This window comes from Stieleria magnilauensis (assembly GCA_007753675.1).
Taxonomy (GTDB): Bacteria; Planctomycetota; Planctomycetia; order Pirellulales; family Pirellulaceae; genus Stieleria; species Stieleria magnilauensis.
This window is the reverse complement of record CP036432.1, coordinates 9,603,700-9,629,598: the sequence shown is the minus strand read 5'-3', so window position 1 is coordinate 9,629,598 and position 25,899 is coordinate 9,603,700. Positions and strand designations below refer to the sequence as shown.

16 protein-coding genes are annotated in these 25,899 nt (G+C 58.7%); 8 read left to right on the top strand and 8 right to left on the bottom strand.

The genetic code is table 11. The annotated features are described in order from the left end of the window. The first annotated feature begins 17 nt into the window (after positions 1 to 17). Positions 18 to 2,057 carry a putative bifunctional diguanylate cyclase/phosphodiesterase gene (locus TBK1r_RS34520; RefSeq protein WP_145220345.1) on the top strand — a complete coding sequence of 680 codons (2,040 nt, stop codon included), beginning with the start codon at positions 18 to 20 and terminating at the stop codon, positions 2,055 to 2,057. A 120-nt stretch (positions 2,058 to 2,177) separates the two neighbouring features. Then, the gene (locus tag TBK1r_RS34515; RefSeq protein WP_419580685.1) at positions 2,178 to 3,581 is read left to right on the top strand and encodes a sulfatase; all 1,404 of its coding nucleotides are present in this window, start codon (positions 2,178 to 2,180) and stop codon (positions 3,579 to 3,581) included. Here TBK1r_RS34515 and TBK1r_RS34510 read toward each other — a convergent pair. Then, entirely contained in the window at positions 3,551 to 4,600 is a 1,050-nt protein-coding gene (locus tag TBK1r_RS34510; RefSeq protein ID WP_372897502.1) for a hypothetical protein, read from the bottom strand. The two genes, TBK1r_RS34515 and TBK1r_RS34510, sit on opposite strands and share 31 nt — an antisense overlap. A 59-nt stretch (positions 4,601 to 4,659) precedes the next feature. After that, positions 4,660 to 6,177, bottom strand: coding sequence for a hypothetical protein (locus TBK1r_RS34505; RefSeq protein WP_145220341.1), 1,518 nt, complete (start codon positions 6,175 to 6,177; stop codon positions 4,660 to 4,662). An 835-nt stretch (positions 6,178 to 7,012) separates the two neighbouring features. On the opposite strand from TBK1r_RS34505, the gene TBK1r_RS34500 reads away from it, so the two are divergent. Beyond that, positions 7,013 to 8,683 (top strand): sigma-70 family RNA polymerase sigma factor, encoded by a 1,671-nt coding sequence (locus TBK1r_RS34500; RefSeq protein ID WP_145220339.1) that lies wholly within the window; start codon positions 7,013 to 7,015, stop codon positions 8,681 to 8,683. A gap of 85 nt (positions 8,684 to 8,768) precedes the next feature. Here the strand turns inward: TBK1r_RS34500 and preA are convergent, their stop codons facing one another. The 4 genes from preA to TBK1r_RS34480 all read right to left on the bottom strand — a co-directional run bounded on the left by preA (position 8,769) and on the right by TBK1r_RS34480 (position 13,695). Beyond that, positions 8,769 to 9,896: an NAD-dependent dihydropyrimidine dehydrogenase subunit PreA gene (gene preA, locus TBK1r_RS34495; RefSeq protein WP_145220337.1), complete on the bottom strand. Its 1,128-nt coding sequence runs from the start codon at positions 9,894 to 9,896 to the stop codon at positions 8,769 to 8,771. 72 nt (positions 9,897 to 9,968) lie between these two features. Next, positions 9,969 to 11,351 carry an aspartate aminotransferase family protein gene (locus TBK1r_RS34490; RefSeq protein ID WP_145220335.1) on the bottom strand — a complete coding sequence of 461 codons (1,383 nt, stop codon included), beginning with the start codon at positions 11,349 to 11,351 and terminating at the stop codon, positions 9,969 to 9,971. After that, entirely contained in the window at positions 11,351 to 12,760 is a 1,410-nt protein-coding gene (locus tag TBK1r_RS34485) for a uracil-xanthine permease family protein (RefSeq protein ID WP_145220333.1), read from the bottom strand. Before TBK1r_RS34485 ends, TBK1r_RS34490 begins: the two co-directional genes overlap by 1 nt. Before the next feature lie 62 nt (positions 12,761 to 12,822). Further along, on the bottom strand, positions 12,823 to 13,695 hold the full coding sequence (locus TBK1r_RS34480; protein WP_145220331.1) for a nitrilase-related carbon-nitrogen hydrolase: 873 nt from the start codon (positions 13,693 to 13,695) through the stop codon (positions 12,823 to 12,825). Between the two features lie 242 nt (positions 13,696 to 13,937). On the opposite strand from TBK1r_RS34480, the gene TBK1r_RS34475 reads away from it, so the two are divergent. After that, complete coding sequence (locus TBK1r_RS34475) at positions 13,938 to 15,440, top strand: CoA-acylating methylmalonate-semialdehyde dehydrogenase (RefSeq protein WP_145220329.1); 1,503 nt, start codon at positions 13,938 to 13,940, stop codon at positions 15,438 to 15,440. Between the two features lie 42 nt (positions 15,441 to 15,482). Here TBK1r_RS34475 and TBK1r_RS34470 read toward each other — a convergent pair whose 3' ends face one another. Together TBK1r_RS34470 and TBK1r_RS34465 are read right to left on the bottom strand one after the other, a co-directional pair. Then, entirely contained in the window at positions 15,483 to 17,627 is a 2,145-nt protein-coding gene (locus TBK1r_RS34470) for a WD40 repeat domain-containing protein (RefSeq protein WP_145220327.1), read from the bottom strand. A 155-nt stretch (positions 17,628 to 17,782) separates the two neighbouring features. Then, positions 17,783 to 18,733: a hypothetical protein gene (locus tag TBK1r_RS34465; RefSeq protein WP_372894400.1), complete on the bottom strand. Its 951-nt coding sequence runs from the start codon at positions 18,731 to 18,733 to the stop codon at positions 17,783 to 17,785. Positions 18,734 to 19,173: 440 nt separating this feature from the next. Here TBK1r_RS34465 and TBK1r_RS34460 point away from each other — a divergent pair, with 440 nt between their 5' ends. From TBK1r_RS34460 to TBK1r_RS34445, 4 genes are all read left to right on the top strand, one after another. Next, positions 19,174 to 19,788 carry a DedA family protein gene (locus tag TBK1r_RS34460; RefSeq protein WP_145220323.1) on the top strand — a complete coding sequence of 205 codons (615 nt, stop codon included), beginning with the start codon at positions 19,174 to 19,176 and terminating at the stop codon, positions 19,786 to 19,788. Between the two features lie 75 nt (positions 19,789 to 19,863). Further along, on the top strand, positions 19,864 to 21,141 hold the full coding sequence (locus TBK1r_RS34455; protein WP_145220321.1) for a transaldolase family protein: 1,278 nt from the start codon (positions 19,864 to 19,866) through the stop codon (positions 21,139 to 21,141). Between the two features lie 102 nt (positions 21,142 to 21,243). Continuing rightward, positions 21,244 to 24,537, top strand: a complete 3,294-nt coding sequence (locus tag TBK1r_RS34450) for an amidohydrolase family protein (protein WP_145220319.1) — start codon at positions 21,244 to 21,246, stop codon at positions 24,535 to 24,537. Further along, positions 24,534 to 25,871, top strand: a complete 1,338-nt coding sequence (locus TBK1r_RS34445) for an amidohydrolase family protein (RefSeq protein WP_145220317.1) — start codon at positions 24,534 to 24,536, stop codon at positions 25,869 to 25,871. Before TBK1r_RS34450 ends, TBK1r_RS34445 begins: the two co-directional genes overlap by 4 nt. The last annotated feature ends 28 nt before the right edge of the window (positions 25,872 to 25,899 follow it).

Below are 25,899 nucleotides of genomic sequence, written 5' to 3'. Positions count from 1 at the left end.
AATCACGGAGAGAATAGATGACAGACTTTGAAACGGAACGCCGCGTTCTGATCATTGATGACCAATCACAGATTCACGAAACGTTTGCGCGAATTTTTCAGTGCGATCACCGCAGTGAACATGAATTGGATGATTTCGAAGCGCGGTTCCTGTTGGATGATTCCGAACCGCAAGAACGCCAGGCGTCCAGTGCACCGGTCTTTGCGCTGACGCACGCCTACAGTGGCGAAGAAGGCGTCTATGAAGTCCAGAAATCCGTCGACGCGGGAGAGCGATTTTCGGTCGCCTTTGTCGACATGCGGATGCCTCGGGGAATGGACGGATTGGCGACCATCCGTCGGCTGTGGCGGATCGATTCCGATTTGCAAGTCGTGATCTGTACCGCCTACAGCGATCACACCTGGGACGACATCGTTCGCAGCCTCGGCTATAGCGACAAGTTGTTGCTGCTTCGCAAACCGTTTGAACATGACGAAGCCCGCCAATTGGCGTTGGCGCTCAGTGAGAAATACCGACTCTCGATCCGCCAGGAAGAGAAACTGGAACTGCTCAAGAGCGAAGTGAATCGGCGCCGCAAAGCGGAATCGGAACTGAGAGACATGGCGCATCGGGATGCGCTCACCGCGCTTCCCAACCGCCCGTTCTTGATCGAAAAACTGGAACAAGTTCTCGCCAATCAAGGACCGCGACGGCGCTCCCATGACGCGCTGCTGTTTCTCGATCTGGATAACTTTAAAATCATCAACGACAGCCTCGGGCACGAGGCCGGTGACGACTTGCTCAATCAGGTCGCCGTCCGGCTTCAAGAATGCGTCCGCGATCACGATACCGCCTCCCGCTGCAGCGATTCGGTTGATACCAGCAACGATGCGGCCGGCGATGAAACGATCCGTTTGGGGGGCGATGAGTTCGTCGTGCTGCTGGAACGGTTGGCCCATCGCGATGACGCCTTGTTGGTCGCCCGCCGTATCGTCCAGCGAATCTGTGAACCGTTTTCGCTCGGTGATCGACTGGTCACCGTCGGCACCAGTGTGGGAGTCGCCTTCATCGATGACTCCCTGGCCGACGGCCACGAAGCCCTGCGCAACGCCGACACGGCGATGTATCAGGCCAAAAACTCCGGCAAAGGCCAAATCGCGGTGTTCGACCAAACCATGCACGACGCGGTCGTCGCCCGGCATGAGTTGGAAGCACAGCTTCGCGTCGCACTGCGGGAAGAAAAATTTGAACTGCGATACCAGCCGATCGTGAATCTGAAAACCTGCCAGATTCAAGGCGTCGAAGTCTTGTCGCGTTGGCGCGGTGACGATGGAGAATACGTGCCCCCGAGCGAATTTGTGCCCGTGGCCGAAGAGATCGGATTGATCAACCACTTCGGCGAATGGGTGCTGGAACGATCGATGCGTGAATTCAGCGCCATGATGGCGTCGTTTGAGGATGCACAGCGACCGCAAGTCTATCTGGGCGTCAATATCTCGCGACGTCAGCTCGCCGATCCCTTTTTCATTGATCGACTGCAAGCCATCATCGATCGTACGCGGTTCAAGTGGTCGTTGAAACTGGAAATGTCGGAAAACGGTGACACCCGTCACAACGAACGGTCACTTCAAACGATGTTGGATCTGCACCAAAGCGGCGTCGGGATTCATATCGACGATTTCGGCAAAGGCAATTCGTCACTGACCTGCTTTCACGACTATCCGATCGAAACCGTGAAGATCGATCGCACGTTCACCGCGTCGATCACCATTGACCATGGGCATGCGATCATCACCCAAGCCATCGTTCAACTCGCGCACCACCTGATGGCAAACATCGTCTGCCAGGGCGTCGAGTCGGCTCAGCAATTGAATTTGCTGCAACAGTGGGGATGTGACCTCGCCCAAGGCTATATCTTCGCGCCGCCGCTGGATATCGTCCAGCTGGAACGATTGCTGATCACACCCGGTGAAAGCGACGGGATCAAGATTCTAAAGTCCACGGTTCCGGCCCCTGTGACGATGCCCGGCAGTCCGACCGGCGGTCCGACCGGCGGGATTCAACTGCCCAGCCGGTGAACAAACGCTGTCGGTCGCGCCGTGCATGACCATCGGCTTGCACAGCATGCCGGACACGTCTTGGGTTACAATCGCGGGATGATCGATCTGTATCGCTCCACCCCCGCAACAACCACGACGATGATCCCAAGATTGCTGTTTGCTTGCCTGGCCGCATTCACTTTCGCGCCAGGCATCGCTGCCGCCCAGCCGCCGCGTGAAATCAAAAACGTCGTGATGATCGTTGCGGACGATCTCAAGGCGAGTGTGCTGGGGTGTTATGGCGACGAGGTCTGTGCGACACCCAACCTGGACCGCCTGGCCCGCAACGGAATGGTTTTCCAACGCGCTTACTGTCAGGGCACGTGGTGTTTGCCGTCGCGAATCTCTTTCATGTTCGGCCGCTATCGCGACAAAGAGAATGTTTCGCTGGGACAACATTTACAAACACACGGATTCAGCAGCACGCGTGTCGGCAAGATCTTTCACATGCGTGTCCCGGGCGACATCATCGCCGGGACCGACGGCCAGGACCATCCGGAGTGTTGGTCGGCGCGATTCAATTCGCCCGGACCGGAGGCCCACACGCCGGGTGAGTACGCGTGTTTGAATCTGAACATCGTGACGCGTGATTTGCAGAATCGGCAATCGACGCGAATGCCCCACCGCATGTTCGTTTCGGTCAAAGGCGACGCCGATGGAACCGAGCAACCGGATTATAAATCGGCCAGCAAAGCGATTGAGCTGTTGAAACAGTCGCCCGAACGCCCGTTCTTTCTCGCCGTCGGGTTGGTGCGACCGCATTACCCGATGGTTGCCCCGAGCGAGTATTTTGAGCCGTATGGCATTGAGCGCATCAAAATGCCGGCCAACTGGCACGACGACACCGATGACATTCCGAAACTGGGGATCGCCAAGACCAACAACCGGAAGAACTCGATCGGAAAGTATCCCGACAACCAGAAACGCATGTGGGCGGCCTACTACGCCAGCGTGACCTTCATGGATCATCAGGTCGGTCGAATCCTGGACGCCCTTGAGGATTCACCCCACCGCGATCAGACGGCCGTGATCTTCACCAGCGATCACGGTTACCATCTCGGGGAGCATGGGTTCTGGCAGAAAAGCAATCTGCACGAAGAAGTGATTCGCGTTCCGTTGCTGATCGACGCCCCGGGCATGCCATCCGGGCAAACCGATTCGCTCGCCGAGTTGGTGGATCTGTACCCGACGATCTGTGACTTGGTCGGTGTACCAATCGCAGCGGCCGCCGAGGGAACGAGCCTGATGCCGGTGCTTGCCGACTCGACCGCCAGCGTCAAATCCGAAGCGCTCTCGTTTCAAAACGGAACGTCGATTCGCACCGACCGCTGGCACATGATGCGTTACAACGACGACAGCGAAGAGCTTTATGACATGCACAACGACCCCGGTGAAACGACCAACCTGGCGAATCAATCTCAATACGCCGAGGTGCTCAAGGGGTTGCGGGAACGGTTGCGCGAGCGAACCGATCACTTCACCGAGCGAAAGACCCAGCGATAGTTGAGGGGTTCGGACATGTTGTACTTGTCCAGAATGTACGCTTGCTCTTCGGAGTCTTCGAACGAAGGCATTCCGAATCGGATGGTGTCTTCGGTCTGACTCATCGCGTCGCCGGGCCGAAAGAAATTCAATTGCAACGCTTTGCGGCGGTACGGTGCGTCATCGCCTTCGCCGTCTTGCTGGAACGCGTTGGTCAGTCCTGAGACGTACAGCGAGACGTAATCGACATTCGGATTGACATCCATCCAGGTCAGAATGCCCCAGACACCCGGGGCGCTCTCGTCGCTGGAAAGCGGAATCCGTTGGCGAGTGATTTCGACGCTGTTGTACAGCGGCGCGGTGATCTGTTCTCGTGCGGCGATCATTTCCTTGGCGCTGGGGATGATCCGGTCCAGGTACTCTTGGCCGCTGACATGATCTTTCAGGGTGACCAGAGGAAAGAAACGTCGCGAGTCATAGGAGACCGATTCGAGCCGTTGATACAGTTTGGAACCGCCCACTTCATCGGCCGCCGGGCGCAGATCGCCGCCCCGGTACCGCACCCGATAGACCATGTACCAGATCAGTTTGCGTTGCAGTTTGCCGCTGCCGACGGGCACGTCGACATACATTTGACGGAGCGGTTTGAACGAAAATTCCAAGCAATAGATTTCGCGGCGCAAGACGACCTGCTTGGCCATTTCGACCAGCGTGCGCGAGCGGGGATCGAAATGCGGCGCGCCGTTTTCGAAGGTCGGCGCTTTCCACTCCAGTTCGGGGTGGGCGCTGAGAAACGTCTTCAGCGTCAGCGGGCCGTCAAAGGTTTCTTCGGGGCTGGCATCCCCGGGGACGATCGTCACCACGCCGGGGGCGAATTGGGTCGCCTGCTCCATCGTGGCGTCTTGGGGTTGACCGGATGCTTGGGCGTTTGCGTGGGGGCAGCGAACCGCCGCCAGACAAACCAGCATCGATCCCAACAGCACCGTAGCGCGGTGCGGAGTCAGCCGCACGGGCGTGAATTGATTTTCAGCAAGGGTCATGTCAGGAACTCGGTCAAAGATTTGGATGAGCGGATCGATCTTCGGCGGCCGGCGTCGGCCTACTTCAAATCACTGGAACTGAGGGTTTCGGTGTCATCGGTCGGGGGGCGACTGGCGATCTCCCGGTCGGCCCCGGGCGCTCCGGCAATCGATTTTTCGTCAGCCGGCTTTCCGTCGTGGATTTCCGAGGGGTCGAGAAATCGCAGGGAATCGGCGAGTTGGGCGTCATTGCCGGCAAACGCTTCCAGCTTGTCGGCCGACAGTGTGAACGTTGCTTGAACGCGTCGCCCCTCGTCATCGGAGAAGTGCATCATAATCCATCGAATCGGGACGCCTTGGGTTTCTCCGTCAACGACGACGCGCAAAACCTGTAATCCTTGCGCACTGACTCGCTGATCCCCCTCCACCAGCCGTGTCAGCTTTTCGCCGAGCGTCTGGCGGACGGCCGCCTCAAATGCCTCCAACGTCCACGGTTTGCCTTCGGGCAACTTGACCAGTGGGCGTAGATTGCACTGGGCGATACTAAGATCATGGTCGATCATTCGCATCACCGCCGAACCGGGGGCGTCACTGATCATCCGCCATTTGCGGTCCATCATCGTCCCGACCTCCAGCTGCCGACTTTGCAGCTCGACGTACATCCGCTCCGCAGGAAGCGGCTGGTCAAATTCAATCATCGCCCGCTCGGCCGGCAGTGCCACCGGTTGGGCCATCGGGCGACGCACCATTCGGATGGTGGCCGAGACGTCGAATCCGGGTTCGGCGCGGCTGATTTCGCGGGTCTCGTGGATCGCAAGCGCCAGCCAGGTGCAGGTGTTTGCGTTGCGATCGAACGTCATTTTGCCGATCAGACGAAGCCGGGTGCCGACGCCGTCGATCGAACCCTCGATGTCGCCTTCGAGTTTGAAACGCACCGCGTCCTCGGCAACCCCGACGACCGTGCTTTCCACCCGGCCGCTGTCGACCGACGTCAGATTCAAAACGGAGCACAAGGCGTCCGCATTGATCTCATAGCGGTCTCCTTCGATCACGCTTTCGCCTGGCAAGAAACGGTCGACCGAGACGCTGGAGACGGGTGATTTGAGCAGCGAAAGCTCGCCGTGGGTGAAGAAATTGTCCGGCGAATAGATCGTTTCGGGCAGCGATTCGCGGCGCACGATCGCGTGTCGCATCGATTTTCGCAGATCCTGCTCGCTGGATGTCTTGTTCAATACGCTCTTGTTGGACGCGGTGTGGTAATACCGCTCGGCGGCAACCACCTCGGACGACGCGGCCGCATCGGCGGGCCGCCGATAACGCTCTTCGTAGTCCAGCACCGCCTGGGACGTGATCGGGAACGTTTGACGCGTCTCTTTGGATGCGATCGCATTGTCGGAAACCCTGACGTTTCCTTTGACATCCATCTCGATCCGCACCCGCATCAGTTCCTGGGGCGCCGCGGCGATGGTTGCCGATCCGGTCGAAACGATCGCCGCCCGACTGGGGGACGCAAGCGAGGCCGATGCGAATGCGAGGGAGCTGGCGAGAAAAGAGCGACGATTGGCGATGGCGTCGTGGCTGGGCATCTGAAAGTCCATTTCGGTGGGCAGTCCGGAAACGGCGGATCGACCCTCGCGGCACGCGGCGCGGCGGCTTGGGGGATCGCCTGTCTCGCAATGATCGACCGTCCGCCGCGGGGCGGTTCAGCCGAATTGCCCCGCTCGAGACGATTCCGGGGGCAGTTCCCGGGCCCCAAACGTGTGTAGCCGTCGTGTTCGGTAAAGTCGATTCTTAGACAGCGGGTCGCAATGCGAGACTGCCTTTTGTGCAGCCTGTCTGAAATTTTTACACTCAAAACAGGCAGTGGCGCAAAAATCGTCGAGACCCCGAAAAGGTTTTGGGGTTTCTAAGTTGTTGTCAGTCAACGGGTTGCGGTGAAAATTCTGGAAATTTGTGACAAATCGCTTCAGAATTGGCCCCAAATTTCCTAGTAGGTGTCCTGGACGCAGGCAACCGCTGCCAAGCTCATCGAGTTGGAATAGTGGAAAAAAAATCGACTCAAAGTGTCGGGTTTCATCCCCAAGCAACGAGTGGTTTTTTAGAAACTCATTCAATCGAGGTGAACCGAGCGGCGGAGGCTCTCGTCCTACAGGCATCCGCATTTGTGGACAGCACCGTTTTTAACGACTGTTGTCCTGCGACTGTCATTTCGGTCGACATGGAGTCGGCAGGGAACTTGTTCTGGGGGTCAAACCATCCGGTTTGACCAGACGTGTCGTGCCACGGCTCGACATTGAACCCTAGGCCAAGCGACCAATATCACCTGGAGGAGACAGGTGACCCCGGGCAACCGAGGCGATTGGACTGGGCGATCCGCCGGGATTGCAAGGACGTTTGGCCAGTCTACGCCAATAGCGCTGGGAGACCACAGTGATGCACGACAATTACCGCGACATAAAAATCAAAGACCTGCGCGATCAGCTTCGCTTCAATCAAAAAACAAAATTGATTGAGCAGGCTGCCGCTGCAGAAACACTACTGAGCGAAATCGAAGACGATCGAGAATACGCCTACGACTTTTTGTGCTATCGAATCACCAATTATCGCTCCGATCGACCCGGGCGGCACAACATTGCCTCGGCCGATTTGGCTCATGACTTGCGCTTGCTGATCGAAGATCTCAGCGAGTTGGCGGATTTGTCGGTCGAGGAAATCGCCGAACAGGTTCACACCGTTCAAGACCTCAGTCGACAATTCAACGTGTCGACCAAGACGATCAGCCGTTGGCGCGAAGCCGGCTTGGTCAGTCGTCGGTTGCTCTTCGGCGGTCGCAAACGCGTCGGATTCCTCAACAGCAGCGTGGAGCAGTTCGTTGCCCGCAACAAGGCCAAGATCCAGCGCGGAGAACGCTTCAGCCAGCTGACCGAAGATGAGAAAAGCGAAATCATCGAACGGGCCAGACAGTTGGTCGAAGGCGGGGCGGCCCTGGCCGATGTGACTCGCCTGTTGTCCGAACAGATGGGACGGAGCGCGGAAACGATCCGTTACACGCTCAAGAACTTCGACGCCGACAACAGGTCGATCGCGATTTTCCCCAACCATCGCGGCATCCTGTCCGACGACGACAAACGCTCGATCTTCAATCAATACCTCGGCGGCGTATCCGTTCCGCAGCTGTGCCGACGCTTCAAGCGAACCCGTAACAGCATCCAACGGATCCTGGTCGAAATGAGACGTCAACGGATCATGGAGCTGCCATTGGACTACATCTACAACGAAGACTTCGAAGCGGTCTCACGCGAAGCGGAGTACCTGGGCGTCGAGCCGGAACCGGCCAGCGCGCCGCGGAAAGTCCGTGTGCCGAACGATTTGCCCAGCTATCTCGCATCGCTGTACGACGTTCCGCTGCTGACCCGCGAACAGGAGTACCATCTGTTCCGAAAGATGAACTACCTCAAGCACAAAGCCAGTCGCTTGCGGGAGACGATCGGAACCGAGGCTGCCGGGAAGTCCGCGGTGATGAACGAGATCGAGTCGTTGTACGAGCAAGCGGTCAAGGTCAAGAACCGGATCGTCCAGGCCAACCTGCGTCTGGTCGTGTCGATCGCCAAACGCCACTTGGCCGGCACCGACGATTTCTTCTCCTTGGTCAGCGACGGTAACATGTCGTTGATCCGCGCGGTGGAGAAATTCGACTACTCGCGGGGCAACAAATTCAGCACGTATGCGTCGTGGGCGATCATGAAAAACTTCGCCCGCACGATCCCGAACGAATTCAAGCACCGCGATCGGTTCCGAACAACGACGGAAGAGTTGTTCCTGGCGCGACAAGACGAACGGGTCGATCCCTACGTGGAAGAATCCGCTCAACGCACCCGCAAACGCGAACTGTCCCGAATCCTCAATCGATTGGACGAACGCGAGCAGAAAATCATCTCTGCACGTTTCGGACTTGAGCGCGGCAGTGAACCGCTGACGCTCAAGGAAGTCGGTGAAGAAATGGGCGTGACCAAAGAACGCGTTCGACAGCTCGAAGCACGGGCGTTGGCGAAACTTCGAACCGCCGCCAGCGAAAACAACATCGAAATCGATTTCGAGCAATAGTGGGGTAAGCTTCCAGCTTGCCGTCCGTGACGCACCGCGTGACGTACCAATTCATGTTCCCAGGCTCTGCCTGGGAACACCATCGCTATCCGACCAAATCGTCCGACTGCTTGACGAACTCGTCTCCGTCCCAGTTTTCGTCGGTCGTGATCCCGGCGGCCCGCTTGGCCTTGGCTTCCGCCTTTTCCGCTTTCGCCTCCGTCTGACGCCGGACCAGATCCGCGTGGGTCGTGAAATAGGGCAGGGCTTTGCCTTTGAAATCATCCAGGGTTTCGAAGCCGTGCTTGTCCATGAACGCGAGCAACTGTTCCTTCATGGTTTCCACCAGCTTGTAGCCGTGCTTCATCACGCCGGTGCAGACTTGAACCGTGTCGGCGCCCAGCAGGAAGAATTCTGCGGCGTCCTCACCGGTCTCAATCCCTCCCAGGCCTGAAAGGGTGCGTCCCGGGAATTCGTCACGGATCAACGTGGCGATCTCCATGTTCATCCGCAGCGCGATCGGTTTGACCGCCTTGCAGGAATAACCGCCCGGTGTCGTGTAGCCTTCGACCGTGGGCATCGGCCGCAGTGTTTCCAAGTCGACGCCGATGACGCTTCGGATGGTATTGATCGCGGTGATGCCGTCCAGGCCCGCAGCGAGGCAGGCCCGTGAGGGGTCTTCGATCCGTGTGATGTTCGGCGTCATCTTGGCCCACACCGGCTTGGTCGTCGCGGCCCGCACCCAAGTACACACCTCGCTCAGGATGTCTGGATTTTCGCCCATTGCCGCGCCCATCTTGCGTTCGGGCAATCCGTGGGGGCAAGAGAAGTTGCACTCGAACATGTCCACGCCCGCGGCCTCGCAACGCTCGATGATCTCGAACCAGGCGTCTTTGTTGAACTCTTCCATGATCGATGCGATCAAGACATTGTCGGGATAGGCGTCTTTGACCCGTTTGTATTCATCGATCCACTGGTCGAACGACATCGTCGAAATCAGCTCGATGTTCTCCCAGCCGTAGGGTTCGCCGGAGTTGTCTTTCAGTCGTCCATAGCGTGGAGCAACGTTGATGACCTTGGAGGCATCCAGGCTGACCGTTTTCGCGCACGACGCGCCCCAACCGTCGGCAAAGGAACGGCAGATCACCCGCGCGTTGGTTCCCGGTGGTCCCGATCCGATCACGAACGGATTGGGAAATTTGATTCCATGGACAGTCGTTTCGAGCGTCGGCATCTCAGTCGTCTTTCAGTAGTGGGGTAAGCTTCCAGCTTGCCAGTGCAGTCGTGGGGTACGCTTCCAGCTTGCCTATCCCACGGTATGAATCTCTTTTAAACATTCATCGATCGTCGCCAGCATGAATTGGGCGTCATCTTTGGTGAGACACATTGGCGGTTTGATCCGCATGGTATTGCCGAACAAACCGCCTTTGCCGAGGATCAAGCCGCGGCGTTTCGTCTGTTCCATCAGTTCCGCGGCTTCGGCCGACGCCGGTTCTTTGGACGTTCGATCTTTGACCAGTTCGACGCCCAGCATCAGTCCCATGCCGCGGACGTCTCCGATCAGCGAATGTTTCTCTTTCAGCTGCATCAGACCATCGAGGAGAAACTCGCCGATCACGGCCGCGTTCTCTTGGATTCCCTCGGCGTCGATCACTTCCATGGTCGCCAATCCCGACGCCATCGAAACGGGGTTTCCGCCAAAGGTGTTGAAGTGGACTCGGTGGGTCATCGTTGACGCCACGGGCCCGGTGGCGGTCACGGCGGCCAGCGGCGCGCCGTTGCCGATCCCTTTGGCCATCGTGATGATGTCGGGTCTGACGCCCCAGTTCTGGTGCGACCAGTAGTGTTTTCCGGTGCGTCCGAATCCCCCTTGAACTTCGTCGGCGATGCACAGCCCGCCGTGCTGACGCACGATGTCATACACGATGGAAAAGAATTCCGGCGGCGGCACAACCGCTCCGCCGACACCTTGGATCGGTTCACCGATGAAGCAAGCGATTTGGCCCGGTGTCTGGTACTCGATCACATTCTTGATGTCGTGGGCACATTTCAGTTCACAACTGGGATACTGCAGGCCCAGCGGGCAGCGATAGCAGTAACCGGGCACGCTGTGGGTGATGTTGGGTTGCGGGTTGCTGGGAAATTTCCAGGTGCCGTGCGCCGTCATGCCCATCGCGGTGGTGGTGCCGCCGTGATAGCCGTTGCGGAGCGCGACGACGTCTTGATTTCCCGTGAACTCGCGCGACATCAGCACCGCGATCTCATTGGCTTCGCTGCCCGAGTTGGTGAAATAGGTTCGGTCCAGCGGAACACCGGCGGGGTCGGACGGCATTTTGGACGCCAGCTTGGCGGCAAATTGGGCGATCGTCGGGTGCAGGTAGATCGTGGTGGTGTGCTGCAGCCGGCCGGCTTGTGATTGGACCGCTTGGGCCACGTGGGGATGACAGTGCCCGACACTGACGGTGACGATCCCCGCGAATGCATCCAGGTAGCGTTTGCCGGTCTCGTCCCACAGGTACTGCATGTTCCCTTCGACGATCATCAGCGGTTCGCGATAATACGTCAGCACGCCCGGATTGACGTATTGGTGGCGCATCGCCAGCACTTCATCACGCGAAGGGCCGTCGTAGGGTTCTGGGGTATGGCGACAGGGCGGCAATTGGGCTTGGGGCAGATCGACAGGTGGCATCACGATGGCTCCGTGAAAGGTTCCTGCGGCTCCAGGCCGCGTTCTCGACGTGTTCCTGGAATGAGATTGTCCAGCGTGATCCCGAGGATTGCCGCGACCGCCATTCCCGTTTGTCCGATCGCGTTGATCACATCGTCCAAGCCATCAATGAACGTCGCTTGGACTGCTTCGGAGCCGCCGTTGGCGAAATAGTAGGGGACACTGATTCCCATGAACAATGCGAATCCTCCGATAAACAGGTTGCGGTCACTGGACAATTCGGCCCTGGCGAACTGTCGAATGCCGACCGCAGAGATCAACCCGAACATCACACAATACAACCCGCCGACGACCGGTTGCGGGATCGCGGCAGCCAGGGCTCCGAATTTTCCGAATAATCCCAGCAGGATCAGGATCACGGCCCCGAGCTGAACGACATAGCGCGAGCCGACTTTGGTCAATCCGATTAGCCCGACGTTTTCCGAATAGGACGTCGAACTGAAACCGCCAAAGATCCCCGTCAGCGCGCAACCGATGCCTTCGCAGCCGATCCCCCGGGAGATTTCTTCCGGCGTCGGATCACCACCACCGGCCATCTGCTTGCAGGCGTGGTAGTCGCCAAAACTTTCGATCATCGACGCCAAGTATCCGGCGATCACCGCGACGATGAATCCCAGTTGAAACTTGGGCATGCCCCAGGGCAACACGACATCGTTGAGGCGAAACCAAGACGCCTGCTCGAAGGCGTCCAAATTCGGCCGCGCCGGATGCCCGGGACCAAAGATGCCAAGCAATGAACAGAGGGCGCAAACCGAGACCGCACCGACAATCGCCAACAGCATTGGAAACATTTGGAAAATCAAATGGTGACGCGCCCAGATAAACGAAAACGTGGTGATCAACACCATCGTCAAAATGGAGATCGGCCAGTGGGACGCGGCGATCGGGGCGCCGGCAGAGTACAGCGCCAATCCGATCAGCATGATCACCGGGCCGACGACGACCGGCGAGAGCACTTTGCGAATTTGGCCCATCAGCCCGCTGAAACCGACCACGATCTCGAAAACGGCGCCGACGAGGATCGCACCGGCGATGTACGGCATCGCGGCGCCCGGCGTGACGGTTTCGCCTTCGGGGTGGATCGTCGCGATGATCATGAAGAACGCCGCGAGGAACGAAAAACTGACCCCTTGGATGATCGGCAATCGAGAGCCGAACGTCGTTTGGATCAGCGTCGCGATCCCCGAGCAAAGCATCACGCTGGAAATCAACAACGCAATCGCCGCGGTGTCCATGCCCATCGCCGGACCGAGTAACAAGGGAACCGCCACGGTCGAACCGAACATGGTCAGCACATGTTGCATCGCCAGCACCACCGCTTTCCCAAGCGGCGGCCGATCGTCTAGTCCGTAGATGACTTTGTTTTGCATGAAAAAGAGTGGGAGAGATCGTAGGGCATGCTGTGCATGCCGAACGTCACGCACAGCGTGACCTACAGCTCCGTGATCGCCCCGTACGTCTCCGGGCGTCGATCGCGGAAAAATTGCCAGGTGTTGCGGACTTCGCGGATCATGTCGAAGTCCATCTCTCCGATCACGATGTCCGTTTCGTCGCGTTTCTCACTCTGGGCGAACAGCTGGCCGCGTGGGTCACAGAAATAACTTTGGCCGTAGAACTGGCCGATGTTCCAGGGGGCTTCGGTGCCGGGGCGATTGATCGCACCGACGAAGTACTGATTGGCGACGGCGTGAGCCGGTTGCTCGAGTTTCCACAAGTATTCGCTCAGGCCGGCGACGGTCGCACTGGGGTTGAACACGATCTCTGCCCCGCCGAGCCCCAGGCAACGCGCCCCGTCGGGGAAGTGTCTGTCGTAACAAATGTAGACGCCGACTTTTCCGATCCGCGTGTCGAAGACCGGATAGCCGAGGTTGCCGGGGCGGAAGTAAAACTTCTCCCAAAACCCGGGGCTGCAGTGCGGGATATGGATCTTGCGAAACTTGCCCAGGTACGAGCCGTCGGCATCGATCACCGCGGCCGCGTTGTAATAAACCCCCGTCAGGTCTTCCTCGTAGACCGGCACGATCATCACCATTTGATGCTTCTTGGCCAGTTCCATCATCAATTTCGTCGTGGGGCCATCGGGGACCCGCTCGGTCATCTCGTACCACTTGGCGTCTTGTTCGGCGCAAAAGTACGGGCCGTAAAACAGTTCTTGCAAACAGCAGACCTGTGCACCTTGGTCGGCCGCCTGGGCGATCAGATCGACGTGCAAGTCGATCATCGACGCCTTGATCTTGTCCACCGGCGATGTCGCGGGTTCACAAAGCTTTGCCTGGATCAAAGCCCCTCGGACGATTCGTGCCATCGGTCAAATTTCCTAGTTGTCTAAAAGTGGAGTAAGCTTCCAGCTTGCCGCGTCTAAAGTGGGGTAACGCTTCCAGCTTGCCATTGCCTGGACGACAGCCTGAAAGCCTATCCCACTTCAATCACGTCAACGCTAAGCTTAACAACATCGGGTCATTTTCGTGATACGACTTGAATCGGCAGGTAATCGCCAGCCGATTTCACTCCCAAATTCAAGCGAACGCCAGCTCAACGGAATGCGTGATGAGTACAGAGACACCGACGGCGAAGCTGCGGATCGGATCGAAATGGATGGACAGCGGAGCTGCTAACGCTTCGACCCCGGTGTTCAATCCGTCGACCGGCGAAATCATCGCAAAAACTCCGGTCGGCTCGGTCTCCGACGTCGATGCCGCTGTCGCCGCGGCCGGGGATGCCCTGCCCGAGTGGGCTGAAACCCCGGTTGTCGAGCGGGCTCGCGTGATGTTCGCCTATCGCGAACTGATCGCCCGTCACTTCGAGGAATTGGCCCGGCTGGTCACTCGCGAACACGGCAAGACCTACGGGGAAGCCCGTGCGGAAGTCCAACGCGGACTGGAAATGGTCGAATTCGCCTGCAGCGTTCCCGTGATGCTCTCCGGCGACACGTTTCCGCAAATCGCCGAGAGTGTTGATGGTGAAACGAATCGACATCCCGTCGGCGTCTGTGTGGGAATCACGCCCTACAATTTTCCCCACATGGTTCCGCTGTGGATGTTTCCGATCGCGATCACGTGCGGAAACACGTTCGTGCTCAAACCCAGCGAGAAGGTGCCGCTGAGTGCGATCCGATTGGTCGAGTTATTGATCCAGGCGGGACTTCCCGACGGGGTGCTCAATCTGATCCACGGCGGCAAAGAAGTCGTCGACGCGCTGCTGCAACATCGCGGCGTCGCAGCGGTGTCGTTCGTCGGTTCGACATCGGTCGCCAAACATGTGTACCAAGTCGGAACCGCGGCCGGGAAGCGGGTGCAGGCTGCCGGCGGAGCCAAAAACCATTTGATCATCATGCCCGACGCCGACGTGGACCAGTCTTCCAAGGCGCTCGCCGCATCGGCATTCGGCTGTGCCGGTCAACGATGCATGGCCGGTTCGGTCGCGATCGCCGTCGGTTCAGCCGCGGAACCGTTGCTCGATCAATTGGTCGGTTTCGCGGGCAATCTAAAAGTCGCACCGACCGACAACAATGACGCAGCCGAGATGGGACCGGTGATCAGCGCCGACCATCGCGATCGTGTGGCAGGTTATTTAGCAACGGCCGAGCGAGCGGGGGCCAAGGTCGTTTTGGACGGACGCCAAGTGGATGCCGGTGACGCCTTTCTGCTCGGTCCCAGCGTCGTCGATCAAGTCACCACGGACATGCCGCTGTGGAAAGAAGAAATCTTTGGTCCGGTGTTGTCGGTCGTGCGCGCAGATTCGTTGCAAGAGGCGCTGGCGATCGGCAAGTCCTGTCCGTTCGGAAACGGCGCCTCGATCTTCACCAGTGACGGGTACGCGGCACGCGAATTCAAACGTCACTTCAATGCCGGCATGATCGGCATCAACGTCGGCGTGCCCGCGCCGATGGCATGGCTGCCGTTTACCGGTTGGAATCAATCGTTCTTTGGGGACCTGCACATTCAAGGCACCGAAGGCGTCCACTTTTATACCCGCCAAAAGATGACACTCACCCGCTGGTTCGAATCGTCCAGCGAGTCCCATCACGACCCGGTCTGGAAATCGAAGTAGCCCGCGGCCGAGCGCAGTGGACACTGCCTGTGACGACTTGTTTCACCTGCGATACAGCAGGGGCTTCTCGTCCTGGTCGATCAGCACCATCTGTCGATCCCCTGTCAACGCAATGGCCTTCAACTGGCCGCGCACTTTCATCAGGGGCTGCAAGTTCTCGCCGCGCTGTCTGCGCTCGTAAACGGGAACGAATTCGGTCGCCGGTGACCACCGTGACAGCTGGCCGCCACGATCGCTGACCAGCCAATCATCACCCAGTCTGCCGTGCACCCAGTGTGATCTCAATTCGTCAATGTTGCGTCCGGAGGCGATGTCGTAGACCACAACGCGGAATAAATGGCCGACGACCAAGCGTTTTCCGTCGACCGAGAAGAACACACCCGGGTGTTCCGAATCGAGCGAACCTCGGGTTTGCACTGTTTTCAATACACGTTCTTCTTCAGGGTCCCAGATCACGATTCGGTCGGTTTGTGCCAGTGCGATTCGCCCGATTCGCTCGTCGATGTCGATGGCTTGGATCATCGAGATTCGGACGTTGCCGGTTCGTCGTGCGACTTCGGCCAATTCGACCACCCGCTCTCGCGAACGAACATTGTAGATTCGAAGTGCATCCTGTTCGGCCACCAAAAGTTGTTGGCCATTCTCAGAAAAACGGACACATCGGGATCGACGATCAATATTGGTCGGCCATCGAGATTCCCCCGCGGGATCGGCATAGTCGGCAAGCGGACGGCCGTCGTTCACCGACCAGACCTCCGTCGTCAATCCCTGACCGACCAGCGCGATCAACGATCCATCGGGCGACAAGTGAACGTCATGAATCCAACGCGTTTTAGGCTCGAATGCTGTGATGCATTTCCCGTCGCCGACATTCCAGACGTGAACGTGCTTGCCGACGGCCGCGATTCTTGAACCGTCTGACGAAGTGGTGACCAGTGACCAAGCCAAGACCGAATCGGCAGAAGACTCGCGACCAGACCCCGAACCGATGGCGTCCTCGCTAGGTAGGTGCCAAGTGCGTGTTCCGTTGTTGTATCCGACCGTGATGACGCCCTTCTGCCCGCCAAGGGCGCTGATGCAGTGCGCGGTCTCGTGGTGCCCGATGACACGAGTCGTCCCCGTGTCACGGTCCCAGATCAGTATCTCTTCCTCGCCCGTCAAGACACAGAATCGATTGCTGTCGTCGAATCGGTCCATGGCGATCACACGTCGGGGGCCGAATTGAAGATTCCCGTTTTCCACAAACTCACCGGTTCGGGCGGACCAGGTTCGCACGGTTCCGTCGGTCAATCCGATGATCCAATTTCCGTCTGGGCTGGGGGTGACGAGCGTCGGTTCCTCGGCAAGCGGAAATCGCACTCGCTGTTGCAGTGACGAGGTTTCGTAAATCGAAATCGCTTGCGTTTCCGCGATGGCTATGAATGCTCCGTCGTCACTGACGTTTGCATCGACCACTTTGACTTCATCGGACACCAATGGATGCGACTGTTCGCTGCGTAAATCGACCCAATGAGCGTTGGGAATGTTGCGTCCCTCCGGGGTGCGTTCACCGACCGCCACGAATCGCTGGCCGTCGGGATGGAATGCGATCCGATCCGCGTTGATGCTGCGATCGGTGGGGATCGGCACCAGAGTGTCGTCAGCCAGTCGCAGCAATTTCATCGGGCCGTAGGGAGAACCGAATGCGAGCAGCTGACCATCGGGAGAATAGGTTGCGCTGGTGAACAACGTGTGGTCGGCCGATGGATCGATACGCCGTGTTTCGATCAGCGATGCGGTTTCCAAGTCCCAGTACTGAACGTTGCGTCCGCGTGGGCTGGCGAGAATCGGCTTGTTCGGATGGACAGACGATCGACCACTGGCAGCCACAAGCAATCGAAACGGTTTCAGCTCTGCCCCCGGCGTTTGCAACATCAGTCGCCAGTTTTGTTGCCCACCCGATTGAGAGACTTCGGTCGATGGAGCAACCAAATCGGGGCTCGGTAGATCTGGCACGGTCGACGGCGAGTCGGCGACGGGAGGATTCCCCGTGGCCGGTCCAGCCGGAGACACGCGATTGGTCGCACCGGCACGCGGTTGCATCGTCGCGACATCACCGCGGAAGTACGAACGGCACAGCGGATACGCAAAAGGAAACGCAACGAGCAAACTCACCAACAAGATCAAGAGTTTCCCGACGCGCGACATGACGTGGTTTCCGAAAAAGGGGTCAGTTCCGAAAAAGGGGTCAGGCCTCTTTGATGCAATTCGCTCAATTCCGAAAAAGGGGTCAGGCCTCTTTGATGCAATTCGCTCAACAAAGAGGCCTGACCCCTTTGTCTCTGCTGACCCCTTTGTCTCTGCTACAACTGTTTCGCTTTGAGCAGCACGATCGTGTTCATCGTAACGGCTTTCGGTTCGGCTTGCTTGAACGTCTTTTGCAGGTAGGGAAGGTTCGACAGGATCGGTGTACCCGTGACGGCCTCGGGTCGATCGGTGGACTGAAAATAAGGATCGAGCAACAGCGTTTGCTTGGGCAACAACCTTGCCGTCGCGGTCGCCTGTCGCACTTCATGGCTGGGCACCTGGATCGTCTTTTGCCCTTCGCCGACACCGTAGATGTGGTGCTGCCTGACATCGGCCACTCGTGAATGTTGGATCTTGGTCCGCACCTTCAATGCTTCGCCGTCGACCTCGCCCAGGACCGTCACGTCGGTGCCTTCGCTGAGTACGTGGATGCCAGTTTGCACCGCGACCTGTCCTTCGTGCTCGACCTCCTGCAGATCCGACAGAAACGGCCGTTGCACTTGCTGTTGCAGCGAGGCGGCTTGTCCGTCGCCGGCGATGATGTTCGGACGCGCGAGCACCTTGCTGTTGTCGCTCTCTTGCGCCAGCACATACAGTCGCTCGACTTGATCGGCACTGATCACGGCGGTGGAGACAATGCTGCTGGTCGTCACGGTGTGTCGGCTGCCAAGGTCCAGTTCCTCATCGGCGATCATTTCGGCGGACGGATCGGTCACCTGCGTGATCTGCGTCTGGACTTTTTCGTCACCCAGTTCGGCGTAAATCTTGTCGCGCGTTTCCGAATCCACCGACAGGATTTGAACCTCAAACTTGATTTGACCCTTGGGGACGGTGAACGACGTTTTCTGCAACGCCCGCGAAGCAACCGTCCCGCTGCCGACCGCGTGAATCACCTTGCCGTCGGCGAACGGTCCCGAGCCGGTGACCGGCGGATCCGCACCCGCCGCCGTGCAAACTCCGAGGACGACAACACACGCAAAGCTAGCAATCCGGGTGGGGGACATCATTTCTTCCATGGCGAGGCGGTTGGTGGCGAAGCGACTGCAATCGAGCCCATACCAAATCGAGCGTCGAGAGTGGAAGATCCGTTTGTCGATCAGGTGTCGAGCCGGTCAATGGGGTGCGTCACCGGCCAACGGGTGCTCCGAAATCGACCATGCCCCCGGGCTTTGTGGCGATCTGTGTGACGCGATTCCAGTTTCCACGCTTTCGGGCAATACCGCTGAGTGGGCATCAATAGGGGACGCCCGGACGCTGGCGCGAACCGGCTGATCTCAAACGACGATCAGCCGTTTGTCGCGAGCCTTACGGGCTTCAACCCGACGAAATGACGCTTCGCGTAGCGGTCTAGGGCTTTCCAATGCCGCGCTCGCGCCAGACCGCGACTCCGGATCGGCATTTCATTTGCAACGCCTACGGTTTTGGTCTCTTTCGAGGAACAACGGGTATGAGCGACTGGATTCACGACATTCTTGATCAGTTCGGGCTTGTCGGTGTCGGTCTGATGATGCTGGCCGAGAACATTTTTCCCCCCATCCCGTCGGAAGTCGTCATGCCATGGGCTGGCTACGCCGTCAGTCAAGGTGACCTGTCCTTCGTGGGCGTGGTCACGGCGGGTAGCGTTGGTTCGTTCATCGGCGCCCTGCTGTGGTATCTCTTTGCGAAATGGTTGGGGCAAGAACGATTGACCGCGTGGGTGCAACGACACGGTTGGTGGTTGACCCTTTCTCGTTCCGATATCGAGCGGATGGACAAGTGGTTCGAGCGATGGGGGCATTGGGCGGTGTTCAGTTGCCGCATGATTCCAGGGTTGCGGACGCTGATCAGCGTGCCGGCGGGATTCGCCGCCATGCCGATCGGGAAGTTCTGTCTGTACACCGCGTTTGGAACAGTACTTTGGACGGCACTACTCGCCTCCTTGGGTTGGTGGTTGGCTGATCACTACTCGCAATTGGTGACGCCACTGAGTTGGGTGAGCACTGCCGTTGTTGCGAGCCTGTTTGTGTGGTGGCTCATTCGATTCGTCAAAGCCGGATGGATCCAGCACGCGGCCAAACCGTGACGAAACGCTTTGCCCGCAACCTTACAGATCCAAAACTCTCAATCTGAAACAATTCAACGATAGGAGTAAGCGAACATGTCAAACCTAGACACCGCCAAATCAATTGAAATCATCTCCCCCGATTCTCCGCAGGTCGAACGCATTGCTGCCTTTGTCCACGATGGCATCGACCTGGATTCGCCACCACGTGAGGTCCAGCCGAGTTCGTTCTGGCAGCGGATCAACGGTGCCGAAACGTCGCTGTGGATCGATAGCGGTGATATCGAGTCGATCGATTCGCTCTGGAACGAACAGTTCAGTGGGCTGACGACCAATAACACGTTGTTGAACCGCGAGATTCAAAACGGAATCTATGACGACCTCATCCCGTCGGCTCAAGACTTGGTTGGCAACCTGCGTGGACAAGCGTTGCTGCGTGAGATCGCATTCATCCTGAATGTCAGGCATGCGTTGCGGTTGGTCGAGCGGTTCCGTTGCGATGTGAGTGTCGAACTTCACACCGATGTCGCCAATGACACCGAAGCGACTTTGGCTTACGCGAGACGCTGTCATCAGATCTGTCCCGAGTTTTTCATCGTCAAGGTGCCGCTGACTCCTGCCGGCCTGATCGCGATCAAGCAACTCCGTGATGAAGACATTCGCGTCAATTGTACGCTCGGGTTCAGCGCCCGGCAGAACTACGTCGCCACGGCACTCTCACGGCCCTCGTTCGTGAATGTGTTTCTGGGGCGATTGAATTCATACGTCGCTGAGAATCAGTTGGGCGACGGAAATCTGGTCGGAGAGAAAACGACGTTGGCCAGCCAAGGCGAAGTCGCGACGTTCACCCGCGGATTGTCAAGGACCGACACGCGACAGATCGCCGCCAGCCTCCGCGAGGCTTCGCAATTGCCGCGTCTGGCCGGTGTCGATGTGATCACGATGCCTCTGAAAGTCGCGCGCCAGGCGGAAGAGACACTGCAGGATCCCTGGCAATCTCAACTTCACGACACCTACGACGTTCATCTCTTCGACAAGATTGATCCTGAAACGGTGCACTTGGAAAAATTGTGGGCGGTGCGAAAGATCGAGCGGTCCTTCGTGCAAAAGGCGATTCTCTCACCCCCAACCGATGGTGACCAGTTGCGAGAGATGGCCGCCGATTACGATCTTGAGGACCTGTTCCCGGTGATGGCGGACGAGCAACTGAGCACGATTGCCGAAGACGGAAAGATCCCCAACCACCAACGCTGGCAAGATCGGATCGTCCGCGGCGACCTCGCGATTGACAGTCTGATGACATTGGCGGGGCTGGCGTCGTTTACCGACGCCCAGGCAAACCTCGATCAGCGGATTTCAGAGCATCTGCGTTGATCTGACGCAAGGGAAATCGATTTGTGAAGACACGACTGCCGCGAGAGTCGAGCTACAATAGGCCGCTGCCTACCCACTCGACCCGCCGACTGTGTGATCCCGATGCTGCGCCAACGCAAATGCCTACTCGGCTGTTTACTGACCCTGTTCGCCATTTCAGCTGCGGTCGCGCAAGATCCCGGAGACGCCCGACCCGTCGTGGGGCTCCGAGAGAATCCCCCGGATCGTGTGTTTTTGAAGGACGCCCGCGTTGTCGTTCAGCCCGGTCAAGTATTGGAATCGGCGTCGGTCTCGATTCAGGGCACGTCGATCGTCGCCGTGGGTATCGACATCACGCCTCCAGCCGGTGCACTCGTCATCGACTGCACCGGCAAAACGATCTACGCCGGACTGATTGATGGTTATGGCGAAGTGGACACGCCGGAACCGCCGACCGGAGGCACCGGCCACTGGAACGGGAACGTCCTGCCGCGACGCGCCGCCGCAGCGGCCATCGAGTCGGTTTCGAATGTCGCGGCATCGAGAACGCAGGGTGTGACGATGCGGTTGATTGCGCCCCAGGGCGCGATCGTCAAGGGTTCGAGTTGTTTGGTATTGCTCGATGGAACCAGTCGCGTCAGTCTGGTTGATCGTGACGTCGCGCAGCACATACAACTGACCGTGCCACGCGACAAACGCCGCGACAGCTATCCGAATTCGCCGATGGGCGCGATCGCGCTACTGCGTCAAACGCTGGCCGACGCAGAGTGGTACACGCGTGCCTGGCAAGCGTACAACGCCAAACCCGAATTGCCGCGACCGACCCGGAATGACGACCTGACCCGTCTGGCCGACGACCGAACCGGTGGTCTGTTTATCATTGATGCCCCGAACGAACGGATGGCACTGCGAGCCGATCAACTCGCCGATGAGTTTTCGCTCGATCTGGTGATCCGCGGATCGGGGCGGGAGTATCGCGACTTGGACGCGATCACCGACGCCGGCCGACCGCTGTTGGTTCCCGTCGATTTTCCCGACGCACCGGATGTCAGCTCCGAAGCCGCCGCCGACGATGTGACGTCGCTGGAATTGATGCACTGGCATTTTGCCCCCGAAAACCCCGCCTTGCTCGCCGCGGCCGGTGCGACGTTTTGTTTGACGTCCGACGGGTTGGACGACCCCAAGACGTTTCTTAAGAACATCCGTGCGGCGGTCGATCGCGGCTTGTCGCCCGATGTCGCCTTGGCCGCAGTCACGACCACACCCGCGCGGTTGTTCGGCGTCGAGGATCTGGTCGGTCAAGTACGCGTCGGTTCGCTCGCCAACCTGGTCGTGACCGAGGGAGACCTGTTCGACAAAGACGGCAAGGTCTTGGAGACCTGGGTGGCGGGAAAACGATTCGAACACGACGCTTCGTCCGACCCGGATCCCGATGCGCTGGTCGGCCACTGGAAAACAAACATCAGGATCGATGGAAAACGGATCCCAGTACGTCTGGAATTGAAACGGGAAAAGAAAAAGTGGTCCGGCAAGGTGGTCAGCGAGAATCCACCCCCAACGCAATCGGCCGGCAATGCATCGAAGAAAAAGAAAGACTCTGACGCAAAGAAAAACGAGAAAGAAGACGAAAAGAAAAACGAAGAGAAAGAAAATGAGGCTTCGGCGAAGCTGAACAAGGTCACCCGTGCGGTCGATCGCTTGACCGCTTGGGCTGACCTGGGCGGTACCGACGATCGACTGCCCGACGGACCGACACGGATCACCATCGTCAGTGTCGCTGATGCGGATGCGTTGACCGTGTTTTCGACCCTGACGCTGCCCGACGGAACGTCGCAAACATTGGACTGGCAACGTGCCGAATCGCCTGATACGGATGCCGCGAAGTCGGACGAAGACAATCAGGAGGACAATCAGGAGGACGCTGCGAGCGATGATTCCGACGAGGTGAAATCCGATGCGGATCAAACGGACGATTCGATTCTGAATGAAATCGCCATCACGCATCCGCTCGGTGGGCTCGGCGTGACCGAGCCCGTACCTGTTGCAGCCGCGGTTCTGTTTCGCGGCGCGACCGTTTGGACCTGTGGTGACCTCGGCGTGCTTGAAAACACGGACGTGTTGGTCGTCGAGGGCAAGATCACTGCCATCGGCGTTTCGCTGGAACCGCCCCAAGGGTGCGTGATTGTGGACGCCCGTGGCAAGCACCTGTCGCCGGGGTTGATCGATTGCCACTCGCACATGGCCACCGACGGCGGTGTCAACGAATCGGGGCAAGCGGTGACGGCAGAAGTTCGCGTCGGCGACTTTATCGACAACAGCGACATCAACATCTATCGTCAACTCGCCGGAGGATTGACGACGTCCAACATCTTGCACGGATCGGCCAATCCGATCGGCGGGCAAAACCAAGTGATCAAGTTGCGCTGGGGCGATGGCATGCAGGCGATGAAGTTCGCCGAGGCCCCGTCGGGCATCAAGTTCGCGCTCGGAGAAAACGTCAAACGCAGCAATCGTTCCGAGTCACCGACACGCTACCCTTCCAGCCGGATGGGTGTCGAGCAGTTGTTTCGCGATCGGTTTCTGGCCGCCAAAGAATACGACGAACAACATCGGCGTTGGCGCAGCGGGCTGCGAGACGGGTTGCCACCGCGCGTGGACAACGAACTCGAAGCGGTGGCGGAAATCCTCCGCGGCGAACGTTGGATCCATTGCCACAGTTATCGGCAGGACGAGATCGTGGCGCTGTTGGATTTGCTGGACACGTTTGATGTCACGATCGGAACATTGCAACACATTTTGGAAGGTTACAAGGTCGCCGACCGTATGAAGCAGCACGGTGCGATGGCGTCGGCGTTCTCGGACTGGTGGGCGTACAAATTCGAAGTCTACGACGCGATCCCTTACAACGGCGCGATCATGCATGACGTCGGCATCGTCGTTTCGTTCAACAGTGACGATCGCGAACTGGCGCGGCATTTGAACACCGAAGCCGCCAAAGCGGTCAAATACGGCGGTGTGCCACCGCAAGAGGCGCTGAAGTTTGTGACGCTCAATCCGGCCAAACAGTTGCGGATCGACGACCGAGTGGGTTCCATCGAAATCGGCAAAGACGCCGACCTGGTCGTCTGGAGCGGACAGCCGCTGTCGACACTTTCCCGCTGCGAACAGACTTGGGTTGACGGCCGGATGATGTTTTCAATCGATCAGGATCGCCAGCGTCGTCAGCGGGATGCGCGGTGGCGATCCTTGCTGATCGGAAAAATACTCGACAAAGACTTCGGCGCATCGAGTCGCGAAGAAGGGGAGGTCGCAGAAGAAGATCGCTGGTTGAGATATGACGAGTATTGTCATGGGCACGACCACCACGACGAACAAGACCAACACGCCGGACACAACCACGGTGGAGTGCAACGATGAAGATGCGAAACAGTTTGACGAAAGAGTCCCTCGCCGCGCTGGCTGTTGCGACGGTCGCTGCGATGATGATTGGCCTCGCCTGCACCGCCGCCGCGCACGACCAGATTCCGGGGACGCCGCAATCCAAACCGATCGCACTCGTCGGCGGGACGATTCATCCCGTCGATGGCCGTCAAATCGAAAACGGCACCGTCGTCTTTGATCAAGGCACGGTGACGGCGGTGGGGAAAAAGGTGGCGTTGCCGAAGGGATGCCAGAGAGTCGACGTCGCCGGCAAACACGTCTATCCCGGGCTGATGGAATCGCTGTCCAACATCGGTCTGGCCGAAGTCAACGCGGTGCGTTCCACGATCGATACCGATGAGGTCGGACACGAAAACGGAAACCTCCGACCCTGGGTCGCGGTCAATGCCGACAGCGAATGGATCCCGGTCGCCCGGGCCGGAGGCGTGCTGCTGGCGTCGATCGCACCCAAACGCGGAGACATCCGTGGTCAGTCGGGCGTGATTCAGTTGGACGGCTGGACCTACAAAGACATGCTGCTCAAGGGCGATACCGGGTTGGTGGTCGACTGGCGCGGTTATGATTCGCGCAAAAGCAACGAAGCGGATCGTGCCAAAGAACGCGATGAACGATTGAAACGACTTTCGGATCGTTTGGAGACTGCGGCTCGTTATGCCATCGCCCGACAGGCACGCCCCGATGCGACACCGACGGATCTGCGACTCGAAGCGTTGGTGCCGGTCCTGGAAGGCACGACGCCGATGATCATCGACGCCGATTCGCGGCGTGAAATCGAGGCGGCCGTTTCGTTTTGCGTTGCACGCGGGATCCGGCCGATCATCTATGGCGGCTATGACGCACCGCTGTGTGCGGCGATGTTGAAGAAATACGATGTGCCGGTCATCGTCCACGCGACGTATCGATTGCCACTGCGACGCCACGATCCCTATGACCACCCCTACACGCTGCCACGCCGGTTGATGGACGCAGGGATCCGTTTCGCGATCGGTGGTGCGGGGGCGGGCAGTCCCGGTGGCGGAGCGGCGGCCAGGAACTTGCCGTACCATGCCGCCGTCGCGGTGGCATACGGTTTGCCGGCCGATCAAGCTCTCCGAGCGATCACGTTGTCACCGGCGGAGATCATGGGGGTGGGCGATCGCGTCGGTTCGATTACCGTCGGCAAAGACGCCACGTTGATCGTCGTCGATGGCGATGTCTTGCAGACCGAATCCAACGTCACCGCCGCCTACGTCGCCGGTGCGGAAGTGGACCTGGGCAGCAAGCACAAGACGCTGGCGGAGAAGTATCGCCGGAAGTACGAGAGTCCGTGAACCGTAGGGCATGCTGTGCATACAACTG

Bases quoted from the DNA above. Each gene is read 5' to 3' on its own strand.
- TBK1r_RS34520 (WP_145220345.1), top strand. From the start codon at position 18: ATGACAGACTTTGAAACGGAACGCCGCGTTCTGATCATTGATGACCAA.
- TBK1r_RS34515 (WP_419580685.1), top strand. From the start codon at position 2,178: ATGATCCCAAGATTGCTGTTTGCTTGCCTGGCCGCATTCACTTTCGCG.
- TBK1r_RS34510 (WP_372897502.1), bottom strand. From the start codon at position 4,600: ATGACCCTTGCTGAAAATCAATTCACGCCCGTGCGGCTGACTCCGCAC.
- TBK1r_RS34505 (WP_145220341.1), bottom strand. From the start codon at position 6,177: ATGGACTTTCAGATGCCCAGCCACGACGCCATCGCCAATCGTCGCTCT.
- TBK1r_RS34500 (WP_145220339.1), top strand. From the start codon at position 7,013: ATGCACGACAATTACCGCGACATAAAAATCAAAGACCTGCGCGATCAG.
- preA (WP_145220337.1), bottom strand. From the start codon at position 9,896: ATGCCGACGCTCGAAACGACTGTCCATGGAATCAAATTTCCCAATCCG.
- TBK1r_RS34490 (WP_145220335.1), bottom strand. From the start codon at position 11,351: ATGCCACCTGTCGATCTGCCCCAAGCCCAATTGCCGCCCTGTCGCCAT.
- TBK1r_RS34485 (WP_145220333.1), bottom strand. From the start codon at position 12,760: ATGCAAAACAAAGTCATCTACGGACTAGACGATCGGCCGCCGCTTGGG.
- TBK1r_RS34480 (WP_145220331.1), bottom strand. From the start codon at position 13,695: ATGGCACGAATCGTCCGAGGGGCTTTGATCCAGGCAAAGCTTTGTGAA.
- TBK1r_RS34475 (WP_145220329.1), top strand. From the start codon at position 13,938: ATGAGTACAGAGACACCGACGGCGAAGCTGCGGATCGGATCGAAATGG.
- TBK1r_RS34470 (WP_145220327.1), bottom strand. From the start codon at position 17,627: ATGTCGCGCGTCGGGAAACTCTTGATCTTGTTGGTGAGTTTGCTCGTT.
- TBK1r_RS34465 (WP_372894400.1), bottom strand. From the start codon at position 18,733: ATGATGTCCCCCACCCGGATTGCTAGCTTTGCGTGTGTTGTCGTCCTC.
- TBK1r_RS34460 (WP_145220323.1), top strand. From the start codon at position 19,174: ATGAGCGACTGGATTCACGACATTCTTGATCAGTTCGGGCTTGTCGGT.
- TBK1r_RS34455 (WP_145220321.1), top strand. From the start codon at position 19,864: ATGTCAAACCTAGACACCGCCAAATCAATTGAAATCATCTCCCCCGAT.
- TBK1r_RS34450 (WP_145220319.1), top strand. From the start codon at position 21,244: ATGCTGCGCCAACGCAAATGCCTACTCGGCTGTTTACTGACCCTGTTC.
- TBK1r_RS34445 (WP_145220317.1), top strand. From the start codon at position 24,534: ATGAAGATGCGAAACAGTTTGACGAAAGAGTCCCTCGCCGCGCTGGCT.